Source organism: Methylobacterium hispanicum, assembly GCF_022179285.1.
In the GTDB taxonomy this organism is placed as follows: domain Bacteria; phylum Pseudomonadota; class Alphaproteobacteria; order Rhizobiales; family Beijerinckiaceae; genus Methylobacterium; species Methylobacterium hispanicum.
Map to the genome: position 1 here is coordinate 74,352 of NZ_BPQO01000024.1, position 16,238 is coordinate 90,589.

Consider the following 16,238-nt stretch of genomic DNA (forward strand, 5'->3'; position numbering starts at 1 on the left):
CCGTCGCGTGCAGAGGAGTGGCTCCCGGCGATCGGGCGTTTCGCGCGGTGCGCCGAGCCCGCGCGAACGCCGAGGCCTCGATCGGTCCAGTCGGATCCGCGCCGCGCGGGAGCGGCGAGCGGACCTCGCTTCGTCGCGCGGCCGCGGGCGGAGCCTCGCCGATCCCGGCGATCGCGTCGCCGAAGATTCACCTACGTGAGATGCGGGCCCGCCCGGGCCGCCTATCGTGGCGACGCGCACGGGCACGGGTGCGCGCCAGGCGAGAGCATGCCGCAGCATCTCATCGACAAGCTCGAACGTTTCACCCGTCTCTCGGACGAGGACAGGCAGGTTCTGAAGGCGCTGGCGCGCAAGGTGCGCCTGATCGAGGCCGGCGTGGACATCATCCAGGAGGGCGACCGACCGGAGACCGTGAACCTCTTCCTCGACGGCTGGGCATGTCGCTACAAGCAGTTGGAGGACGGCCGTCGGCAGATCGTGGCCTTCTTCGTGCCGGGCGATCTCTGCGACATCCATATCTACGTCCTGCGCGAGATGGACCACGCGATCGCCGCGATCACGCCCGTGCGCCTCGCCACGGTCCCGCGCGAGATCTTGCTCGACACGATGGACCGCCACCCCCGGATCACGCGGGCATTGTGGTGGGAAAGCCTGGTCAACGCGGCCATCCAGCGGGAGTGGACCGTCAACATCGGGCGCCGTACCGCCCTGGAACGGCTCGCGCACCTGTTCTGCGAGCTGTTCCTGCGCCTGCGCGCGGTCGGGCTGGCGGAGGGAAGCACCTGCCCGTTTCCGCTCACCCAGCTCGAGCTGGCCGACGCGACGGGCCTGACGAACGTGCACGTGAACCGCACGCTGAAGGAGATGCGGAACGCAGGCCTGATCCTCCTCAAGAGCCGTCAGCTGACGGTTCCGGACCTCGCGGCCTTGCAGAAGGCGGCCTTGTTCAACCCGAACTATCTGCACCTCGAACGGGAGGGCGCGCATCTCAGCGCGAACGCCTAGGGTCGTTCCCGATCGCGTTGCAAACGGTAACGGCTCAAACTGTCTGTCTTGACGCGCTCTCTTGCGCCGAACCGGCGTCCACTTCGGGGCAAGAGCGCTCCGACGGGCGCGCCGGGACGGATCATGCCAAGGGTGCGGTTGATCGCGGGACCGCGGCCGAAGCGTCGGCGGGCGGTGGAGCGGGTACCGGGAATCGAACCCGGGTATTCAGCTTGGAAGGCTTGTTGACCACCTAACGCCCCCGCCGGGCGCCGGCCATCGGTCGTTAACCACCCATTGAATCCATTGAGGTTTTCCCGCCTTTCGGCCTACGCCGGGCTTGCGGGGTCTCTCGGGACCCGCGTTGTATCGGTGTTGTATCGCGGGGGACGGGAATGGCGGCGGGGGCGACGACGAAGGCGAAGCGGGGCTACACCCGCGAGACGGTGAAGCTTACGAAGGCCCACGTGACCCGGGCCGAGAGGCTGCTGCTCGACGGCAAGGTCCCTGGCCGGGGCATGGAATGGGGCGACACGGAGGAGCGCGGGCTGACGCTGCGCCTCACGCCCCAGGCCCTGACCTGGTACCTGCGCACCCGGACCGACACGGTGAAGTTGGGCGCCTACCACCTTCTCGACGTCACCCAGGCCCGGTTCGCCGCCGAGAAGGCCAAGGTCGGCCTGCGGCAGGGCGACAACATGAAGTTCGAGATGTCGGTCTTCCATAACATCATGGCGCGGACCGGCGGCGACCTCGAAGTCGTCGGGGACGTCGCCTTCCCGGACCGCTCGGAGCCGCCGCCGGTGCCGAGCATGATCCGGCGCCGGAACGGGCCGTGGTTCTGGGAGGACATGATCGAGGAGTTCCTCGACTACAAGGCGACCAAGGTCGAGGCGAGCTATCTTCCCAAGTACGCCAAGTACCTGCGGCACCCCGGCTACGCATGCTTGGAGGGAATGCTGGTCTGTACCATCACCGTCGAGAGGTTGCAGGAGATCAGGGACGAGATCATCGCCAACTATTCCCTTTCGACCGCCGCTCGGTGCGTGAACCAGGCCAAGGACGCCTTCGATTGGGCCTGGCGGACGCACAGCGGCCGGAGCGGCCTGGCCAGGGCCGATGAGAAGTGGCCGATGTGGCGCGAGCAATGGCACGTCGAGTACAAGTCCGGGAAGCGCAAGCACACGCCGACGCTCACCGAGCTCGCCCGCACGCTCGCCCTGGCCGAGCGCCACCGCTCCCTCGGGCAGACGGAGCACGGGACGTCGGCCGGCACGCTGGGCCTGCTTTGGTTCACGGTGCTGACGGGCCAGCGGACGGGCCAGGTCGCCAAGACGGAACTCGATCAGGTCGGCCACATCTCGCAGGACGCCGGCGTCCCGGGCGCCGATTGGGTCGCGGTGACGTGGCAGGGGCCGCAGATGAAGTCGAGGCGTCAGCACGTCCTGCCGCTGCCCCCTGCCGCCTGGCGGGAGCTCGAAGGCCTGCTCGCGCCCGCCCGCGCCAAGTCGAACCGTTGGCTGTTCCCGCCGAAGCGGGGGGCGGGGCACGCGAGCGCCGGGTCTATGAACCAGGTCCTGTTCCGCCTCGCCGGCAAGCGCCACAAGAAGGCCGATCCCCAGCGCGTCTCCCCGGAGGTGCCCCTCCCGGACCTGCTGACCGAGCACGGCATCCGCAAATGGACGTTGCATGACGTGCGGCGGTCGATCACCGAGTTCCTCGTGGACCGGAGGCTGGGCGGCGCCGCCTCGGCCATCCTCGACCACGAGATCGCGGGGGCGAAGGACCTGCGGGAGCAGACGGCCACGGTGACGCGGCTGCACTACGACACCGCGCAGCGGATCGCGCTCAAGGCCGAGGGCATGGCGCTCTGGTGCGACGCCCTGCTGGCCGAGGTCGAGCGGGAGCGGGCGCTGCTGGCCCTGCAGCCGTTGCCGGCGCCGCGGCCGCGCCCGAAGCGTAAGCCTGCCAAGCGCAACCCGGGCCGTCCCAGGAAGATCGCGGCCTAACCGGCCAGCCGCCGCAGCCGGCGTCCGCGCCGGTCCCGGCCGAGCGCCCTCGCCAGGTCGGCCGGGCGCTCGGCCCGCACGAATCCCGGCCCGCCCCGGCGTGCGGCCGCCGTCTCCAGGTCCTCCGCCATCGCCCTCCGCAACGCGTCCCGCTCGTCCCCGGCGGCCGCGCCCGCGATGTCGTCCCAGCTTGGCATTGACCCTCTCCGCCTTGAGAACAGATAGGGAACGGACGGATCGGGTCAACGGAGGGGGGGACGGGATGGAGGTGCCGCGGACGCTGGGGGCGTTCCCCAACCGGCGGGTCGTCATCGTCTGCCCCTGGTGCCCTCGGCGCCATGGCTCCTACGACACCGACAGGCTGATCGCGCGCCTCGGTCCCCGGGCGTCGCTGGAGGATGTCCTGGCCGCCCTCGTCGTCGGATGCCGGTGGCCGAAGGCGTGGCACGTCCGCGGGCCGTCGCAGTACGTCCCCTGGTGCCGGGCGAGGTTCGCCGACCTCGGGAGCCGGCGCCCTCCGGACCGCGACGTGCCCGCTCCGTAACAATGTCATCCATCCCCGGCGCTGGATGACATTTTTACGGACGCCGCCTCCGCCCAGGCTTTCCGTTAACCCTGCCGCACGACCCCGCTTGACGGGTCGAATCTGGAGCTGCGATCCCTGGTCCCACACCGCGACCGAGAGGCGACCGTGAAACGCCGAATAGCCCCCAAACCGACGAGACCGACCATCCCGGGGGCGTGACGCCGCGCGCGCAGCCCCCCTTCGAGGAGGCTGCCTTCATGACCAAGACCACGACTTCGACCGCCCGCGTGCTCCTGACCGCGGACCACCATTTCGGCCACGAGGCCGTGCTCAGGATGAGCGGCCGCCCGTTCGCCTCCATCGGCGAGCACGACGAGTACCTCGTCGAGGCCTGGAACGCCTCCGTCGGCCCGAAGGACGAGGTCTGGCACCTCGGCGACTTCGCCTACAAGTGCACCCAGGAGCACGCCGCGCGCGTGTTTTCCCGCCTCAACGGGGTCAAGCGGTTGGTGCACGGCAATCACGAAAAGCGCGGCAAGACGCTGCCCTGGGCGTCGCAGCACGAGGGCTTCGTCGACACCGTCATTGAGGGGCGCCGCGCGTTCCTCTGCCATTACGCCTTCCGGGCCTGGCCAGGGGCCTTCCGCGGCACGCTCCACTTCTACGGCCACACGCACGGCCTCTTGCCGGACACCCGGCAGTCCTGCGACGTCGGCGTGGACCGATGGCAGTACCGGCCGGCGTCGTTCCCCGAGATCCTGGCGCGGCTGGAGGCGACCGAGGCGCTGCCCGAGGAGGTCGTCCTCGGGCAGGCCCAGGATGCCGCCCGCGAGGCCGACGAGGCCTGAAACGAGAAGGGCCCCCGGCGGCGAACCGGGGGCCCTTCTCGTTGTGGCTATCGGCGCGGGCCCGGCGGTCCCCTGAGTTCCTGCTCGATCTCGTACGCCGCCACCATCGCGTCGTCGGCGGCGTCATGCAGGCGGCCGGCCTCGGTCTCAAGGGCGTCCGCGTGATCCCGCAGGATCAGCGGCAGCGCCGCGATGGCCCAGGGCAGGATCTCCATCGCGCCGGTCCTCCACCGTGACACCGACCTCGGGTCGATGGTCTCGCGAGGCCCGTCCGGGTGATAGGCCCCCAGGGCCCGGGCGACAGCCTTCGCCCAGTTGTCGTCGCCCGTCAGGGCCTCGCCGGCACGGGCCAACATCTCGCGCGGGGTCATCAGAGCTTCTCCCTCCAGATCACGGTGCCGCGGTCGGCGTCGAGCCAGAAGAACAGCTCCCAAGGCTCGCCCTCGAAAACCTGGCCCCATGCCAGGACGGCGCCGCTGACGAGAGTGGCCGCGAACTCGTCGCTGGGGCGGTCCTCGCGGTACCACGCCGGGCGGCGCTTGCCGGTCGAGGCGTGGACGTGGGCGACGCGGCGGCGGGCCTCCTGGACGTCGATGACGTCGGAGAGGGCGTTGAGGACGGCCTCGGAGACCGAGTTGCGGTAGCGGGCGGGGATGGCGGAGACGATCATGGGGGCGGCTCCTTAAATGCCCAGGCTGCGGGCGCGGACGACCTCGGGCTCAAGCTCGGCGAGGAACGCGAGGCCGAGCAGGTTGACGTAGTAGCCGGACCGGCGCGGCGGCTCCGGTTTGCGCCGGCCGGCCGAGGCGGTCGTCATCGGGGCGGTTTCGACAGTGAGGTAGACATCGCCGTCGGGGATGGCGTCGAAATGGTCGTCCAGGCAGGCCTGCTGCCAGACGATGCGGGCCTCGTCGTGCGACCGGGCCCAGACCTCCATGGCCAGGCTTTCGTGGACCGGCTCCTGCGTCCGAGGGTCGACGGGGCGACAGATGTGCGCCTCCGGCTCGCCAAGCACCAGGGCGAGGATCTGGGCGACGTTCTCGGACCGGGTCCGGGCGGGACCCGCTTCGTCCTCGCGGAGGGGGCGCCGCGGAGGCGCGGGACGGAGGAATGGGCGCATTGAGGATGCTCCTGTCGGTGGCGGGCGGCTCATGCCGGCCCGAGGGGGGAAGGAATCCGGCCCCCGGCTGGCCGCCCCCTGAGGCGGCCGGCGAGAGGCCGGGGCGGGTGCCCCGGCGGTTGGCTGGTTCAGACGGCGTTCGGGTCGAAGGCGAGGATCGCGTCGCAGGACATGTCGCCCAGCCCTGCGTCGAGCATCCGCCACATGTCCGTGGCGGCGCCGTCGACAGCGGCCGCGTGATCGCGCATCGCCTCGGCCCAAACGCCGGTCGTGACGTGGACGGCGACGACGGCGGCGTGCGCCTCGGCCACCAGGGCGTCGAGTTCCGCGCGGCGCGCCTTGACGGCGGCGGCGAGGTTCTGCGCACGGACGATGGCGGCGTCGCGGGCGTCGTAGGCCCGGGTCAGGGCCTGGCAGGTGACGACCGGAATGGCGGCGGCGACGGTGACGAGGGCGTTCATCGAGGATGCTCCTGTGGTGGCGGGCGGCTCTGCCGGCCCTGGGGGAAGGACTGTCCGGCCCCCGGCGGGGCGCCCCGTGAGGCGACCCGCGAGAGGCCGGGGCTGGTGCCCCGGCGGCGGCGTCAGATCTCGGCGAGGGCCGCCATGTCGACGCGGTACTCCTCGACGCGTTGGAGGAAGGCGAGCCGCTGGGCCTCGTCATCGGCGCGCTCCTGCTCGATGCGCTGGCGCTCCGCCTCGGCCTCGATGTGGGCGTAGGCGCCGCCGGCGGCCGCAGCCTCTTCGCGGGTGACGATGGCAACGGTCCGGCGGCGGGCGAGACGCTCCTCGACGGCGAGGTCGGGATGGGCTTCGAGGCGGGCGAGGAGTTCCTCGCGCGAGGTCCGGTACTTGCTGCCGTAGCGGGCGGCGCGGCCGGTCAGCGTCGAGCCGGACCAGGCCTCGGAGCCGTTGAGAACGGCGCGCTGGTAGGAGCCGCGGGCGCACCCGTAGGCGGCGAGGACGGCGGCGGGGCTGATGTCGGTGTAAGCGCTCATTAGGATGCCCCTTCTGATGGGAGGCTGTACCTGCCCATGACCGGAATATGCCATCGGTCATGGCGCAGCACAAGCATTATCAAGAAGAAATCGCGCATTCATCGAGTGTAACGCGCGATCAATACAGTGTAACGGATTGTCAGAGGTCCGTTGGGGTTTCAGGCGGCCTCGCCGCGGCGGGTCAAGGCCACACCGCCAAGCTCATGTCTCGCTTCAACTCCGTCAGAGCGTCCCGCTCCAGATCTTCAAGCGGGCGGTTCGGGCAGGTGTCCTGCACCCCGACAATGCGGGCGTGCTTCTCGGCGAACCGGACGGGGCCGCACATGTAGGCGTCCTCAACCATGTCCTTGGCCTCCTTCAGCCCGACGCCGAGGGCGCGCCGGAGCCACTTGATGGCCTCGATCTTCGGGTGGGCGGTCTGCTCGGACGAGCGGATGGCGAGGCGGACGATGGACTGCAGGTCAATCACGGGACGCCTCCTTGGCGGCGGTTGCGGAAGGGGTGGTGTCGTCGGCGACGCCGGCGGCGTTCCCGACGATGGCGAGGACGGCCCAGACGAAGACGAAGCCGGAGGCGAACAGGCTGGCGTGCCACGCCGCGCGGGCGAGGTCCCAGCCGGCGCCGGCCAGGACGAAGACGATGGCCACGATGGCGGCCGCGCTGATGGAGACCCGCCCGGGGCCTCCGGCGATGAGGGCGAGGAAGGGGCGCATCAGGCGGTCGCCTTCCCAAGGTTGAAGGTCCCCAGCGTGCCGACCCGCACAACCCGGTTCCCGTCGCGGCGAAGCTGGGCAATCTCGACGGCGGCGGATATCTCGCGGACGTCGAGGTGCTGCTCCATCGCGGGGCGGAACAGCGGGTCCTCGGCGAGCTCGGGGTGCTCCTCCAGCAGGTTCACGATGAACGCCTTACCTGCGAGCTCGTGGACTACGTCTAGGCTCGTGCTCGGCTTCGACACGCACCCGTTCGTCAGGTCCCAGAAGAGCGTCTCGATGGTCTGCTTGAAGGCCGCGTGCTCGTCGACCAGCCAGCCCAGCGTGACCGCATCTTCGAGCGGGTAGCTGTCGAGACCGAGGGCCTCGGCGGCGGCGGAGTTGCCCTCGTAGTCCTCGCAGTTGAACAGGACGAGGTCCCTGGTGACCACCGGCGCCTCGACGGTCGTGATCCCCTTGCCGCGCGGGACGTCCACAGACCGCCCGGGCTCCAACGCCCCAGGCATGAAGCCCGACCCCGACGCGGACAATACCAGCGACTGCACCCAATCGAGGTAGTCCCGGTGACTGACGCCGTCCCAGCAACCGGTTCGGCGGGCGAACTCCACGCGATCCGCCGTGGTCGAGCCGGGCTGCGGCTTCCGCACGACGGAGAACCCGGCCGCGTCGAGGGCCTGCATGACGTCGTGGGCTAACACGTCAGCCGAAGCGGGATGGTCGAGATCCACTCCGCGCATGCTGAGATGAATGGCGGCTACGGCTACCGTCTCCGCGCCGTCGACGGTGAACTCGGTCTTGAACTCGTTGGTCTGGCGCTTCACGAAGCGCTCCTGAGAAACCGGGGTGGGGGGGAGGAATCGGTGGTGCGCCACTGCCGCCTGGCGCGCGACGGAGAGCGATGCCTCAGGCGGTCGGCTCCACGACAGGGCCGAGCAGTGCGATCTCGTCAGCCGGGCGCGGCCCGTACCGGCGCAGGTTGTCGTTGCGGAACCAGCCGCCGCCGATCTTCCCGGTCTCGCCGGAGTGGTAGAGGAGCTTGGTCGTCCCGTCGGACGGGTCGATCTCCTGCACCAGGCCGATCTTGACCCCCTCAGCCTCCATGGGCGGGTGCTGGCTGTCGCCGACGCTCAGGATCTCGACGAGCTCGCCCTTCTTCCACTCGGGCTTGCGTTCCCGGCCGGCGTGCCGGTCCCGGAGCTCCGCCACCATTTCCTGCAGGGTGAGCGCCTTCGCCGGCTCGGGCTTGGCCGCTTCCTTGGCCAGCTTCTCCCGCCAAGCCGTCTCGTGCTCGGGCGTCCAAGCCTCGAAGTTGAAGCTCTCCCCCATGCACGCCTGCAGAACGCCGTTGCGGTGGACGCCGTAACGGATGTCGAGGACGCGGCCGAAAGCGCTTGACCCGGCATCTTCGGGGTTGGTCGCCGTCTGGATGCGGATCGGCTCGTAGAGAACCTCAAGGACCACGCACGGCTCGCCGGGCCCCTTCAAGGGCGCGTCGGGCCGCTGCACGACGATGTCGCCGACTGCGAAGGGGCAGTAGCCGTACTCCTCCGCCGCCTTGGCGAAGCGTGCGAGGATGCCGTCGGCGTCGAGCTTGATCGGCTCCGGCTTGTCGGCGGCACGCGCCTCCATGAGGGCCGGAGGGAGGGAGGAACCGAGGGACGAGAGAAGGCTGCTCAGCATGGCTGTGACCTGTCTGGATGGGTGGCGGGATTGCCCCCTTTGGCGGGGCGGGCCGGGAAGCTCGCGGGTGCGCCACCGTCGCCTGGCGCGTCGACGGAGGCCCTCAAGCCGCGGCGGCGAGGGGCCGCTCGTCGCGCTTCAGCATCTCGGCGAGCTCGGGGGCCTCGGCGTAGACCTCGAACCACGCGGAGACGCGGCCATGGCGGGTCGCGTAAAACTCGCCGTCGATCAGCTCGCGCAGGAGCAGGTGCGGCTCGCCGGCCGGGATGACGAGGCCGGTCCCGTGGCAGACGTGGTCCTTGCGGCCACGGACGACCTTGCGGGCGAGCTCGCGCACGTCGCCTTCCTTGCCGCCGTCGAACGGCAACATGTGAAGGAAGTCGTCGTCGGTGACCTGCTCGGCGGCGCGGAGCTTGATCCAACCGAGGTCGGCGTCGTTCCAGTGCCCGCTCTCGATGCGGTCGATGATGCGGCCCTGGAGGTCGCGGAAGAGCTCGGGCATGTCCGGCTCCTCGACGCACTCGCGGATGATGTCGCCGACGTCACGCTCCGCGAGGGAGCCGAAGATCGCGACGATGGCCTCCCGGCGGGAATAGAAGTCGAGCTTCTCGATGCCGGCGGCGAGCGTCTCGAACAGGTCGGACGGCGCCAGGATCTCGGGCAGGCTGGCGCCCGTGTCGGGGTGGGGCACGAACACGTTGGCGCCGGCTTCGATGGCGAGGGCGTGCGGCTCGCGGTCTCCGCGTTCGAGCCGGTCGCGCCAGACGCCGAAGTTGGCGAACGCCGTGTCGGGGAGCTCGTCGATGTAGCGATGGGGGACGTAGGGGGTGGTGCTGGTCTGGCGCCGCATCGGGCGCTCCTATGAAACCGGGGTTGCGGGAAGGGGTGGATCAGTCGTCGGCGAGCGAGGGCTGGCGACGGCGCTCGGCGCGCAGGGCCTGGTAGTGCTGGCCCTGGAGCTCGGCGCGGAACTCGGCGTCGATGCCTGGGTCGGTGAGAAGCGCCGCGAGGTCGGCCTTCCCCTTCGCCGCGAGCGCGTCGGCCTCTGCGACCTCGCGCTCGTCGGGGGCGTCCCAGTAGATGCCGTCGTGCGCGAACTCGATGTCGAGGTCGGCCTCCATCGCCCAAAGGGCGCCGAGGTCGATGAGGCTGCGGGCGAGATCCCCGTCCCCTGCCACACGGGCCGCGGCGAGGCGGGCGAGCAGGTCGGCTACGGTCGTGATGACAGTCATGCGTCTCTCCCGAGGGTGGCGGCAACGAGGGCGACCGCCGCGGCCACGCCGGCCTCGCCGGAGGCCTGGACGGCGAGGAACTTGAAGGTGGCGGGCGGGGCGGCGTCGTCATGGATGACGAGCGTGCGGGGGTCGCGGCGCAGGCCGAGGTAGGCCAACACCGCGGGGTGGATCGCCCGGGTGCCGTGAAGGGCCCGGCTGACGGCGGTCTGAGCCGCCCGGTCCGTCAGGGGGAGATGGCGGGCGACGGCGATCTGGGAGCCAGCAGCCTCGACGGCCCTGGCGAGACGGGCGCGGGCCTGCCGTTCGGTGAGCGTCACGCTGGCCTCCCGGGCGTACGGGGCGGGAGCCGCATCCCGCGCACCGGCATCTGCGGCCGGGGCGGCACCGCCCGGGCGGTTGTCGGTTCTGCCTCCGCGGCGGCCTTGGCCTCGGCACGGGCACGGGCGGCGGCGTAGGCGTCGTAGGGCGGGACGACCTTCGGCGCCGGGGCGGGATCGGCGGCCTTGGGCGGCTCCGCGACCGGGGGACCGGAGCGGTACTCGGCCAACATGCCGCTGAGGCGCGTGATCTCCTCCTTCGCCACCCGCTCCAGCTTGAGCTTCGTGATTGTCACGTGGTCCCGCAGGCCCTCGCCCTGCGGGATCTCCAAGCCGGCCGCGACGTAGTGGCACTCGAAAATCAGGTCGGCGAGGCGCTTGCGCGTCTGGATCGCGTCGAGCGCCTTGAGGTCGTGCGTCCACTTGTCAGCCATGGGACGCCTCCCCGCGGGCGGTGGCGACGGAGACACGGCGCATCGCCTCGAATCGCTCGACGTCGCGAGCGACCTGGCGCGACGGGGCGCCGGAGACCTTGTTGATCTTGGCGAGGGCCCGAGCGGCGGCCTTGCGGGCGGCGCGGTAGGACGCGGCCGGGCGGGACGGCTTAGCCATTGGCCGCCTCCCGGTACTCAACCGACGTCGTCTTCGTCAGACCCAGGGCCCGCAGGATCGCCGGGCCCGGGGCGCGACGGCCCGCCAGGGCGTCGTGGACGTAGACAGGCGACACTCTGTTCTCGCGCGCGAAGGCGGTGTGGCCCCCCGCTTTATCTATGCGCGCCCTCAGGCGCTCCCGCACTTCCTCGACCGTCACGACTCACTCCTGGCTATTGACGCGTAGAAGCGTAGTATGCGTCGAACGCGCTTACAAGGGCTGGCCTAGATTGCACCCAGTAGCGACTTTTGGGTGCAATCTGGGCCACGAGGTGAAAGCTTCGACTTTCGAAGGATTACACGATGAATGCTTGGTGGCGATCGAAGGACGGAACGCCCGATCCTTCAAGGACTGGCGACGCAATCCTTGTCCTGCCGGCCTGGGAGCGGGCGTACGAGGCCACACTCAGCGAGGATTGCCTCGCCCTGGGTGCGCGGATTTGTCCTGTGGATCGGACCGAGGAGCGGGTCCGGCGGGGCCGGTACGTCGACGCCTATCCCCGCGCCCACTACGCGGTGGCGCCCGGGGCTGTGGTCGTCGTCGCTCCCGGGTCCGGGCGGGTCCCGCACCGCGCCTATGTCGGCCGGGACGACGGCGTGACCGAGGTCTCGTTCATTGAGGCGGGGGACCGGATCGACCCGGCCGGCGCGAATCGGCGCGCATGGCATCGGCGCGTGCGGGCGAGCGGTCTGAAGGCAACGCCGACGCGGCACCACATGACCGCCGGGCACGGCTACGAGGCCGACGTGGTCTACGACTGGCACGGGCAGGCGTACGTCGCCCTCGTGACCCGAGCCGGGCCCTCATACGTATGGGCCCGCGCCGTTACGTACGCCGAGGCCATGGCGCTCGGGATCGCGTGACGTACCGAGGGCGCGGGCGTGTCGTATGCATGCCCGCGCGGCACTATCGGGAGGTCAACACGGAGGGGACGATGAAGGGGTTTCTCGCAGCGCTCGGCAGGATGCTCGCCGCCATGGGGCGCATCACGCTGGTGCCGGTCATCGAGGGCGGCCGCCTCGTCTGGCGCACCGTCCGCGCGGTCCTCGCGCCGCACGACCCCATTGCCGAGGCCGAGGCCGCGTTCGAGGCGGAGGCCGCCGAGCCCACCCCGGCGGCGCCGCCGACGTTCGACGCGCTGTCGGTCTCGGAGCAGTGGGGGCTGGCCGCGGCGGAGCATCTCTACCCCAGCGTCGACAGCGAGATCCCGCCGGGCATCCTCGACCGGGCCGCCGCCGCCTATCTCGACGGCCTGTCGCCGCAGGATCGCAACAAGCTGCTGATGAACGGCCCCCGCTACATCGGCGAGCATCTCCTCGGCGAGCGCGTCCTGCAGGGCCTGCCCAAGCCCCTGTCTCCGTCTGAGTTCGCCGCCCTGGAGGGCCAGAGGGCCGCTGCCGCCGCCCAGGCGGCCAGGGCCGAGATGGAGAAGGGCGCATTGATCAGGGCGATCTTCGACGACATCCTCGACGAAGGGCCGCCCGCCTTCCCGGCCTGATCGCCCCCACCCGAACGACGAAACCCGCCTCGGTCACCCCGGGGCGGGTTTTTTCTTGTCCAAAACGACGATTGTTGTCGTCTTTCTTGCTTGTAGGGGGTTGACTCGTGCGCGCCGCGCACCTTTGCACACTTTTTCGCACATCACGGCATGTGACGGCATCAGCCTGCGAGGGCGGCCCGGCGAGCCTCGATGAAGGCCTGCTGCCGCTGCCGGGCGAACCGGGCGGCGCGGGCGTCGACGATGGCCTTGGCCTCCTGCTCGGCGCGGTGCTCGGCCATCACGCGGCGGTACGCCATCGCCGCGGTCGCCTGGCGGATGGCGGCGGCTTCCCGGCGCTCACCGGCGCGACGAGCGGCTCCCAAGGCCAGCCCCATGGCCAGGCCCTGCAGGGGGGCCTCGAAAGACCGGACGACGGTATCGGCGTTGCTGTGATACGACATCGGGGCGGCCTCCTCAGGTGGTGTGCGCCCAGGAGATCGGGATCCCCGAATCGATGTCCAGACCCCTTCGCCGGTCGTGGTTACTGAAGTCCCTGGCCCCTGTGGATGGCGTCAGCCCCGGACGCGTACGAATTCTTCCGGCGACAGCACATCCCGGGAGTAGCGTTCGTATGCCCTGTGTAGGGCCCCGTTACCTGACCACCCGGTAACGCCACATCAGCACTAAGTAACGGATTATCAGAACAACAATGCCGCCGGAATTTTTCGAAAACCCGGCGGCGGCCGCCCTCACTGCAGGGCGATGTAGCCCACCAGGTCCGCTAGGGCGGCGTCCTGCGTCGCCGGGGCCGTCAGGGTGAGGATGTCGCCGAGGTTCACGAGGACCGGGTTGCCGCCGGTAGTCGTGGAGATCGCCACGGTCTTGCTGACCGCGAAGGTATCGGTCTCGGTGGTCGGCCCGTTCAGGGCCAGAGTCAGCATCCTTCCCGACGCCGTAGCTCAGCGCTGCACCTCGCCGGTTACGTGCACTCCACGGACCCGCACCATCGACGATCTTAAGCCTCGGCGTCGTCGCCGGGTCGCGTCAGTCAGGCCGGCGCAACCTCGTCCACCCACGCGAAGCGCGCCTTCAAGTCGTTGAGTTGATTGAAGGGTACGGCGTGGCGATGCTGCAGCATGCCGACCACGATGCCCGGGTGCAAGCCGACCTCCTCGGCGAAGGCGGTGACCTCCTGCCTGGTGGAGGGGCTTGTCGTGGCGAAGGACTCGATCCGCTCCCGACCAACCAGCACCTCCTCGGCCCAGGCATCGGCCTCGGCCTCCACCCCGTCGCCCTCGCCGTTCTGGTCGTCGACGAAATTCTTCCCGCGATGCAGGACGATGTGCGCTGCCTCGTGGAAGAAGGTCCACCAGAAATGGTCGTTGCTCTTCATGCGCAGCGACATTTGGATCAGCGGCCGCTCGTCGTTCATCCACCGCGCCGAGCCGAAGACGCAGGTCTTGCTCAAGGGCTTCTGGAAGACCAGGGCGACGCCTGCCGAATGGCAAAGCTCCAGCATGCGCGGCTCAAAGACGTCCGGACCATGCACCGTCAGCGACCTGATCTCGGCGCAACTCCGAAGGAACCGTTCGCCGTCGTAAGCCGGAAGCTCGCGCTTCCGGGCCTGCTCCTCCCCGAGCATCAGCCAGCAGTACATGTGGTGCGGGGAAGCCGTCGCGGAACGCGCCCGGCGATGATGCACCGCCAGCGACCCGATCCTGGCGTCGTAGGCCTGCGCGGTGCCGATGCCGAGCATCGTCAGCATCTCGCCGAACAGGCTGCCGATGTCGCGCGTGTCGGGCAGCCGGCCGCATGCCTTGAGCTCCTTCACCGGGAACTGCTTCAGCCAATCGGCCTGCCGCTCGGCGCTCTCCCGCTCCCGCTCCCGGGCCTGGAACAGGTCCCACTCGGCCTGCAGCCCCGTCCAGATATAGGCCTTTAACCCGAGGACGTGCTCAAGCCGAAGAGCCGTCTCCGGCGTGACCGGGTTCGTGCCGTTGATGATCGTGCTGACGAGCTTCGGCGTCAGGCCGGCCAGGCGCGCGAACTCGGCCTGCGACCAGCCGCGCCCATCGATGTACTCCGCAAGGTGTTCGCCGGGGTGCGTCGCCCATTGCGGGACGAAGGCTTCCTTCCTCGTCATGTCCACGCCTCCAACGCTCACTTCCCGTGGTAGTCCACGACCTCGACGATCTCGACCGCCGTGACGCTCGCGACGTCGACGCCGCCGTCCGGGAGAGACGGGACCGGGTCGTGGTCGGGCACGAAGACGATGCGCCAGTTGTCCTTGATGGTGACGGAGAACTGGCCCTTCCGGTCATTCTTCAGCATATGCCGGTAGTCCGGCGAGCCGGTCGGGACGTCCGACAGGCTTTTCGCTTGCCTCAGCACACCCAGCCGAAGCCGGATGTGCCGCGCGCGGTCGCCGAAGGCCTTGGCCATCTCCTTCGGGTCGGTAAGCTGCTTGCACAGCCGCTTACCCCTGACGGTGAGATCCATAGGCCGAAACCGTTACCTGCAAGGTAATGTTCTCCGAGTCATTACCCAATGGGTAACATGGTCGCAACGCCGGCGCCATCGCCTCCGTTCCGTACCCGCTACCGATGAACAGCCGTGTTCGAACCCGCTCCGGCTTGAGGCGGGACGGAGGCGAGAGGTCACGATGTCGTATCGGCCCCCTGAGTTTGCCGGCACGAGGACGAGGGGGTCCCTTGCCGCGCCTGCATCGGACGTATTCCGAGGCAAGGGGTGGGGGACGACCGGCGTGTCGCCGCATCTGAAGGTTTTTCCGGCCTCCTTTGCGCGGATCGCCCGAGGCATCGTCACGGTGTCGAAAGGAGGTCGTCATGAGGCCGAAGCAGTTGATCGAGCGCTTGGCGGCAATGGAACCTCCGCCGCAGGGGGTACCCGTGGTGCCGCCCATCGAACTGGTGGCGATGATGACGCGGACCGTTCGCGGGCTGCGGCAATGGAAGAAGGAAACGCTGGCCGACTTCGCCAGCGTCTCGCTGTCCATCGTCGAGCGGGTCGAGAGGGCGGAGCCCGTCGGTAACGAGAGCCTTGAGCGGATCGCGGTGGCGCTCGGCTACGAGCGAGGCGCATTCACGCAACCCCGCGTCCCGATCCCACGCGAGGAGGCCGCCGCGCGGCTCGCCGACGACGTCGGTCACCTCGATGCCGTCGAGGTGCGATGCTTCCGGACGCACCGGCAGGTGCGCATGGTTGCCGGCACGCAGGCGTACCTCATCCACGACACCGAATTGGGTCCGGCTTCCTGGAGATCCGCGCCGCCGCGATGTCCGACAAAGTCGTGCTGCAGATGGAGCCCTTCGACGAGGCGATGGAGCACGAGATCTCGCGCCGCGTTGCGCGGGCCTCGACGCCGCAGGCCGACCACTGGACCCGCCGGACCATACCGGCCGGTCAGCGGCACCTGGTCCTGCGCGAGCACCTAATGGGCCGTGAGAACGAAACACGGCATTCGCTGCTCTCGGCCTATCTCCACGTAGTCGCCGGGGACGGCGGTAGTACCGAGTTCCTGGCCGAGTACGACGAGCACATCGCCCTGGCGAGTTGGGTCTCGTTAACCGTAAAACAGCACACCCTATTGCGCCACCAAGTATGCGTGGTCTAACACAGAAGGATGAGATAGGTGCGTCAACCGCATTAAGGTTGAC

27 protein-coding genes are annotated in these 16,238 nt (G+C 69.6%); 6 read left to right on the forward strand and 21 right to left on the reverse strand.

Translation table 11 applies throughout. The features are described from left to right. Positions 1-267 precede the first annotated feature (267 nt). Complete coding sequence (locus MFF56_RS23285; protein WP_066918317.1) at positions 268-1,005, forward strand: Crp/Fnr family transcriptional regulator; 738 nt, start codon at positions 268-270, stop codon at positions 1,003-1,005. A gap of 374 nt (positions 1,006-1,379) precedes the next feature. Next, complete coding sequence (locus MFF56_RS23290; RefSeq protein ID WP_238231307.1) at positions 1,380-2,993, forward strand: integrase arm-type DNA-binding domain-containing protein; 1,614 nt, start codon at positions 1,380-1,382, stop codon at positions 2,991-2,993. Here the strand turns inward: MFF56_RS23290 and MFF56_RS23295 are convergent. Continuing rightward, positions 2,990-3,190, reverse strand: a complete 201-nt coding sequence (locus tag MFF56_RS23295) for a hypothetical protein (RefSeq protein WP_238231309.1) — start codon at positions 3,188-3,190, stop codon at positions 2,990-2,992. The genes MFF56_RS23290 and MFF56_RS23295 overlap by 4 nt on opposite strands. Positions 3,191-3,776: 586 nt before the next feature. Here MFF56_RS23295 and MFF56_RS23300 point away from each other — a divergent pair. Further along, on the forward strand, positions 3,777-4,367 hold the full coding sequence (locus MFF56_RS23300; protein WP_238231312.1) for a metallophosphoesterase family protein: 591 nt from the start codon (positions 3,777-3,779) through the stop codon (positions 4,365-4,367). Between the two features lie 47 nt (positions 4,368-4,414). On the opposite strand, the gene MFF56_RS23305 is transcribed toward MFF56_RS23300, so the two are convergent. The 15 genes from MFF56_RS23305 to MFF56_RS23375 all read right to left on the reverse strand — a co-directional run bounded on the left by MFF56_RS23305 (position 4,415) and on the right by MFF56_RS23375 (position 11,240). Further along, positions 4,415-4,738 (reverse strand): hypothetical protein, encoded by a 324-nt coding sequence (locus MFF56_RS23305; RefSeq protein WP_238231314.1) that lies wholly within the window; start codon positions 4,736-4,738, stop codon positions 4,415-4,417. Further along, a complete protein-coding gene (locus MFF56_RS23310; RefSeq protein ID WP_238231315.1) occupies positions 4,738-5,037 on the reverse strand; it encodes a hypothetical protein in 300 nt (99 codons plus the stop codon). Before MFF56_RS23310 ends, MFF56_RS23305 begins: the two co-directional genes overlap by 1 nt. 12 nt (positions 5,038-5,049) lie before the next feature. Next, complete coding sequence (locus tag MFF56_RS23315; protein ID WP_238231317.1) at positions 5,050-5,487, reverse strand: hypothetical protein; 438 nt, start codon at positions 5,485-5,487, stop codon at positions 5,050-5,052. Between the two features lie 128 nt (positions 5,488-5,615). Next, complete coding sequence (locus tag MFF56_RS23320; RefSeq protein ID WP_238231319.1) at positions 5,616-5,948, reverse strand: hypothetical protein; 333 nt, start codon at positions 5,946-5,948, stop codon at positions 5,616-5,618. Between the two features lie 122 nt (positions 5,949-6,070). Further along, positions 6,071-6,484 carry a hypothetical protein gene (locus tag MFF56_RS23325; RefSeq protein ID WP_238231321.1) on the reverse strand — a complete coding sequence of 138 codons (414 nt, stop codon included), beginning with the start codon at positions 6,482-6,484 and terminating at the stop codon, positions 6,071-6,073. Between the two features lie 181 nt (positions 6,485-6,665). After that, positions 6,666-6,953, reverse strand: a complete 288-nt coding sequence (locus MFF56_RS23330) for a ribosomal protein L7/L12 (protein ID WP_238231323.1) — start codon at positions 6,951-6,953, stop codon at positions 6,666-6,668. Further along, the gene (locus tag MFF56_RS23335; protein ID WP_238231325.1) at positions 6,946-7,197 is read right to left on the reverse strand and encodes a hypothetical protein; all 252 of its coding nucleotides are present in this window, start codon (positions 7,195-7,197) and stop codon (positions 6,946-6,948) included. Before MFF56_RS23335 ends, MFF56_RS23330 begins: the two co-directional genes overlap by 8 nt. Further along, positions 7,197-8,018, reverse strand: coding sequence for a hypothetical protein (locus MFF56_RS23340; protein ID WP_238231327.1), 822 nt, complete (start codon positions 8,016-8,018; stop codon positions 7,197-7,199). Before MFF56_RS23340 ends, MFF56_RS23335 begins: the two co-directional genes overlap by 1 nt. A gap of 82 nt (positions 8,019-8,100) precedes the next feature. Beyond that, positions 8,101-8,877 carry a hypothetical protein gene (locus MFF56_RS23345; protein ID WP_238231329.1) on the reverse strand — a complete coding sequence of 259 codons (777 nt, stop codon included), beginning with the start codon at positions 8,875-8,877 and terminating at the stop codon, positions 8,101-8,103. Between the two features lie 103 nt (positions 8,878-8,980). Further along, positions 8,981-9,727: a hypothetical protein gene (locus tag MFF56_RS23350; RefSeq protein ID WP_238231331.1), complete on the reverse strand. Its 747-nt coding sequence runs from the start codon at positions 9,725-9,727 to the stop codon at positions 8,981-8,983. A 40-nt stretch (positions 9,728-9,767) separates the two neighbouring features. After that, positions 9,768-10,109 carry a hypothetical protein gene (locus tag MFF56_RS23355; protein ID WP_238231333.1) on the reverse strand — a complete coding sequence of 114 codons (342 nt, stop codon included), beginning with the start codon at positions 10,107-10,109 and terminating at the stop codon, positions 9,768-9,770. Further along, the gene (locus tag MFF56_RS23360) at positions 10,106-10,429 is read right to left on the reverse strand and encodes a hypothetical protein (protein WP_238231335.1); all 324 of its coding nucleotides are present in this window, start codon (positions 10,427-10,429) and stop codon (positions 10,106-10,108) included. Before MFF56_RS23360 ends, MFF56_RS23355 begins: the two co-directional genes overlap by 4 nt. Continuing rightward, positions 10,426-10,863: a hypothetical protein gene (locus MFF56_RS23365; RefSeq protein ID WP_238231337.1), complete on the reverse strand. Its 438-nt coding sequence runs from the start codon at positions 10,861-10,863 to the stop codon at positions 10,426-10,428. Before MFF56_RS23365 ends, MFF56_RS23360 begins: the two co-directional genes overlap by 4 nt. Beyond that, positions 10,856-11,041, reverse strand: a complete 186-nt coding sequence (locus MFF56_RS23370) for a hypothetical protein (protein ID WP_238231339.1) — start codon at positions 11,039-11,041, stop codon at positions 10,856-10,858. The genes MFF56_RS23365 and MFF56_RS23370 overlap by 8 nt, the downstream gene beginning before the upstream one ends. Continuing rightward, positions 11,034-11,240: a helix-turn-helix domain-containing protein gene (locus tag MFF56_RS23375; protein ID WP_238231340.1), complete on the reverse strand. Its 207-nt coding sequence runs from the start codon at positions 11,238-11,240 to the stop codon at positions 11,034-11,036. Before MFF56_RS23375 ends, MFF56_RS23370 begins: the two co-directional genes overlap by 8 nt. A gap of 287 nt (positions 11,241-11,527) precedes the next feature. Between MFF56_RS23375 and MFF56_RS23380 the strand changes: the two genes are divergently transcribed. Continuing rightward, entirely contained in the window at positions 11,528-11,944 is a 417-nt protein-coding gene (locus MFF56_RS23380) for a hypothetical protein (protein ID WP_238231343.1), read from the forward strand. Positions 11,945-12,015: 71 nt separating this feature from the next. Beyond that, positions 12,016-12,579, forward strand: a complete 564-nt coding sequence (locus tag MFF56_RS23385; protein WP_238231344.1) for a hypothetical protein — start codon at positions 12,016-12,018, stop codon at positions 12,577-12,579. A 161-nt stretch (positions 12,580-12,740) separates the two neighbouring features. On the opposite strand, the gene MFF56_RS23390 is transcribed toward MFF56_RS23385, so the two are convergent. The 5 genes from MFF56_RS23390 to MFF56_RS23410 form a co-directional block, all read right to left on the reverse strand. Beyond that, positions 12,741-13,022, reverse strand: coding sequence for a hypothetical protein (locus MFF56_RS23390; protein WP_238231346.1), 282 nt, complete (start codon positions 13,020-13,022; stop codon positions 12,741-12,743). 288 nt (positions 13,023-13,310) lie between these two features. Next, the gene (locus tag MFF56_RS23395; RefSeq protein WP_204278573.1) at positions 13,311-13,502 is read right to left on the reverse strand and encodes a hypothetical protein; all 192 of its coding nucleotides are present in this window, start codon (positions 13,500-13,502) and stop codon (positions 13,311-13,313) included. 107 nt (positions 13,503-13,609) lie between these two features. Then, positions 13,610-14,704, reverse strand: coding sequence for a HigA family addiction module antitoxin (locus MFF56_RS23400; RefSeq protein ID WP_353744510.1), 1,095 nt, complete (start codon positions 14,702-14,704; stop codon positions 13,610-13,612). Between the two features lie 17 nt (positions 14,705-14,721). After that, positions 14,722-15,060, reverse strand: a complete 339-nt coding sequence (locus tag MFF56_RS23405) for a type II toxin-antitoxin system RelE/ParE family toxin (RefSeq protein ID WP_238231350.1) — start codon at positions 15,058-15,060, stop codon at positions 14,722-14,724. Between the two features lie 323 nt (positions 15,061-15,383). Next, positions 15,384-15,812, reverse strand: a complete 429-nt coding sequence (locus MFF56_RS23410) for a hypothetical protein (protein WP_238231352.1) — start codon at positions 15,810-15,812, stop codon at positions 15,384-15,386. Between the two features lie 44 nt (positions 15,813-15,856). Here MFF56_RS23410 and MFF56_RS23415 point away from each other — a divergent pair, with 44 nt between their 5' ends. Next, the gene (locus MFF56_RS23415) at positions 15,857-16,195 is read left to right on the forward strand and encodes a hypothetical protein (RefSeq protein WP_238231354.1); all 339 of its coding nucleotides are present in this window, start codon (positions 15,857-15,859) and stop codon (positions 16,193-16,195) included. Positions 16,196-16,238 lie beyond the last annotated feature (43 nt).

What these genes read in the sequence shown, in the direction of transcription:
- MFF56_RS23285 (WP_066918317.1), top strand. Translation starts at nt 268, where the DNA reads ATGCCGCAGCATCTCATCGACAAGCTCGAACGTTTCACCCGTCTCTCG.
- MFF56_RS23290 (WP_238231307.1), top strand. Translation starts at nt 1,380, where the DNA reads ATGGCGGCGGGGGCGACGACGAAGGCGAAGCGGGGCTACACCCGCGAG.
- MFF56_RS23295 (WP_238231309.1), bottom strand. Translation starts at nt 3,190, where the DNA reads ATGCCAAGCTGGGACGACATCGCGGGCGCGGCCGCCGGGGACGAGCGG.
- MFF56_RS23300 (WP_238231312.1), top strand. Translation starts at nt 3,777, where the DNA reads ATGACCAAGACCACGACTTCGACCGCCCGCGTGCTCCTGACCGCGGAC.
- MFF56_RS23305 (WP_238231314.1), bottom strand. Translation starts at nt 4,738, where the DNA reads ATGACCCCGCGCGAGATGTTGGCCCGTGCCGGCGAGGCCCTGACGGGC.
- MFF56_RS23310 (WP_238231315.1), bottom strand. Translation starts at nt 5,037, where the DNA reads ATGATCGTCTCCGCCATCCCCGCCCGCTACCGCAACTCGGTCTCCGAG.
- MFF56_RS23315 (WP_238231317.1), bottom strand. Translation starts at nt 5,487, where the DNA reads ATGCGCCCATTCCTCCGTCCCGCGCCTCCGCGGCGCCCCCTCCGCGAG.
- MFF56_RS23320 (WP_238231319.1), bottom strand. Translation starts at nt 5,948, where the DNA reads ATGAACGCCCTCGTCACCGTCGCCGCCGCCATTCCGGTCGTCACCTGC.
- MFF56_RS23325 (WP_238231321.1), bottom strand. Translation starts at nt 6,484, where the DNA reads ATGAGCGCTTACACCGACATCAGCCCCGCCGCCGTCCTCGCCGCCTAC.
- MFF56_RS23335 (WP_238231325.1), bottom strand. Translation starts at nt 7,197, where the DNA reads ATGCGCCCCTTCCTCGCCCTCATCGCCGGAGGCCCCGGGCGGGTCTCC.
- MFF56_RS23345 (WP_238231329.1), bottom strand. Translation starts at nt 8,877, where the DNA reads ATGCTGAGCAGCCTTCTCTCGTCCCTCGGTTCCTCCCTCCCTCCGGCC.
- MFF56_RS23350 (WP_238231331.1), bottom strand. Translation starts at nt 9,727, where the DNA reads ATGCGGCGCCAGACCAGCACCACCCCCTACGTCCCCCATCGCTACATC.
- MFF56_RS23355 (WP_238231333.1), bottom strand. Translation starts at nt 10,109, where the DNA reads ATGACTGTCATCACGACCGTAGCCGACCTGCTCGCCCGCCTCGCCGCG.
- MFF56_RS23365 (WP_238231337.1), bottom strand. Translation starts at nt 10,863, where the DNA reads ATGGCTGACAAGTGGACGCACGACCTCAAGGCGCTCGACGCGATCCAG.
- MFF56_RS23370 (WP_238231339.1), bottom strand. Translation starts at nt 11,041, where the DNA reads ATGGCTAAGCCGTCCCGCCCGGCCGCGTCCTACCGCGCCGCCCGCAAG.
- MFF56_RS23385 (WP_238231344.1), top strand. Translation starts at nt 12,016, where the DNA reads ATGAAGGGGTTTCTCGCAGCGCTCGGCAGGATGCTCGCCGCCATGGGG.
- MFF56_RS23390 (WP_238231346.1), bottom strand. Translation starts at nt 13,022, where the DNA reads ATGTCGTATCACAGCAACGCCGATACCGTCGTCCGGTCTTTCGAGGCC.
- MFF56_RS23395 (WP_204278573.1), bottom strand. Translation starts at nt 13,502, where the DNA reads ATGCTGACTCTGGCCCTGAACGGGCCGACCACCGAGACCGATACCTTC.
- MFF56_RS23400 (WP_353744510.1), bottom strand. Translation starts at nt 14,704, where the DNA reads ATGACGAGGAAGGAAGCCTTCGTCCCGCAATGGGCGACGCACCCCGGC.
- MFF56_RS23405 (WP_238231350.1), bottom strand. Translation starts at nt 15,060, where the DNA reads ATGGATCTCACCGTCAGGGGTAAGCGGCTGTGCAAGCAGCTTACCGAC.
- MFF56_RS23415 (WP_238231354.1), top strand. Translation starts at nt 15,857, where the DNA reads ATGTCCGACAAAGTCGTGCTGCAGATGGAGCCCTTCGACGAGGCGATG.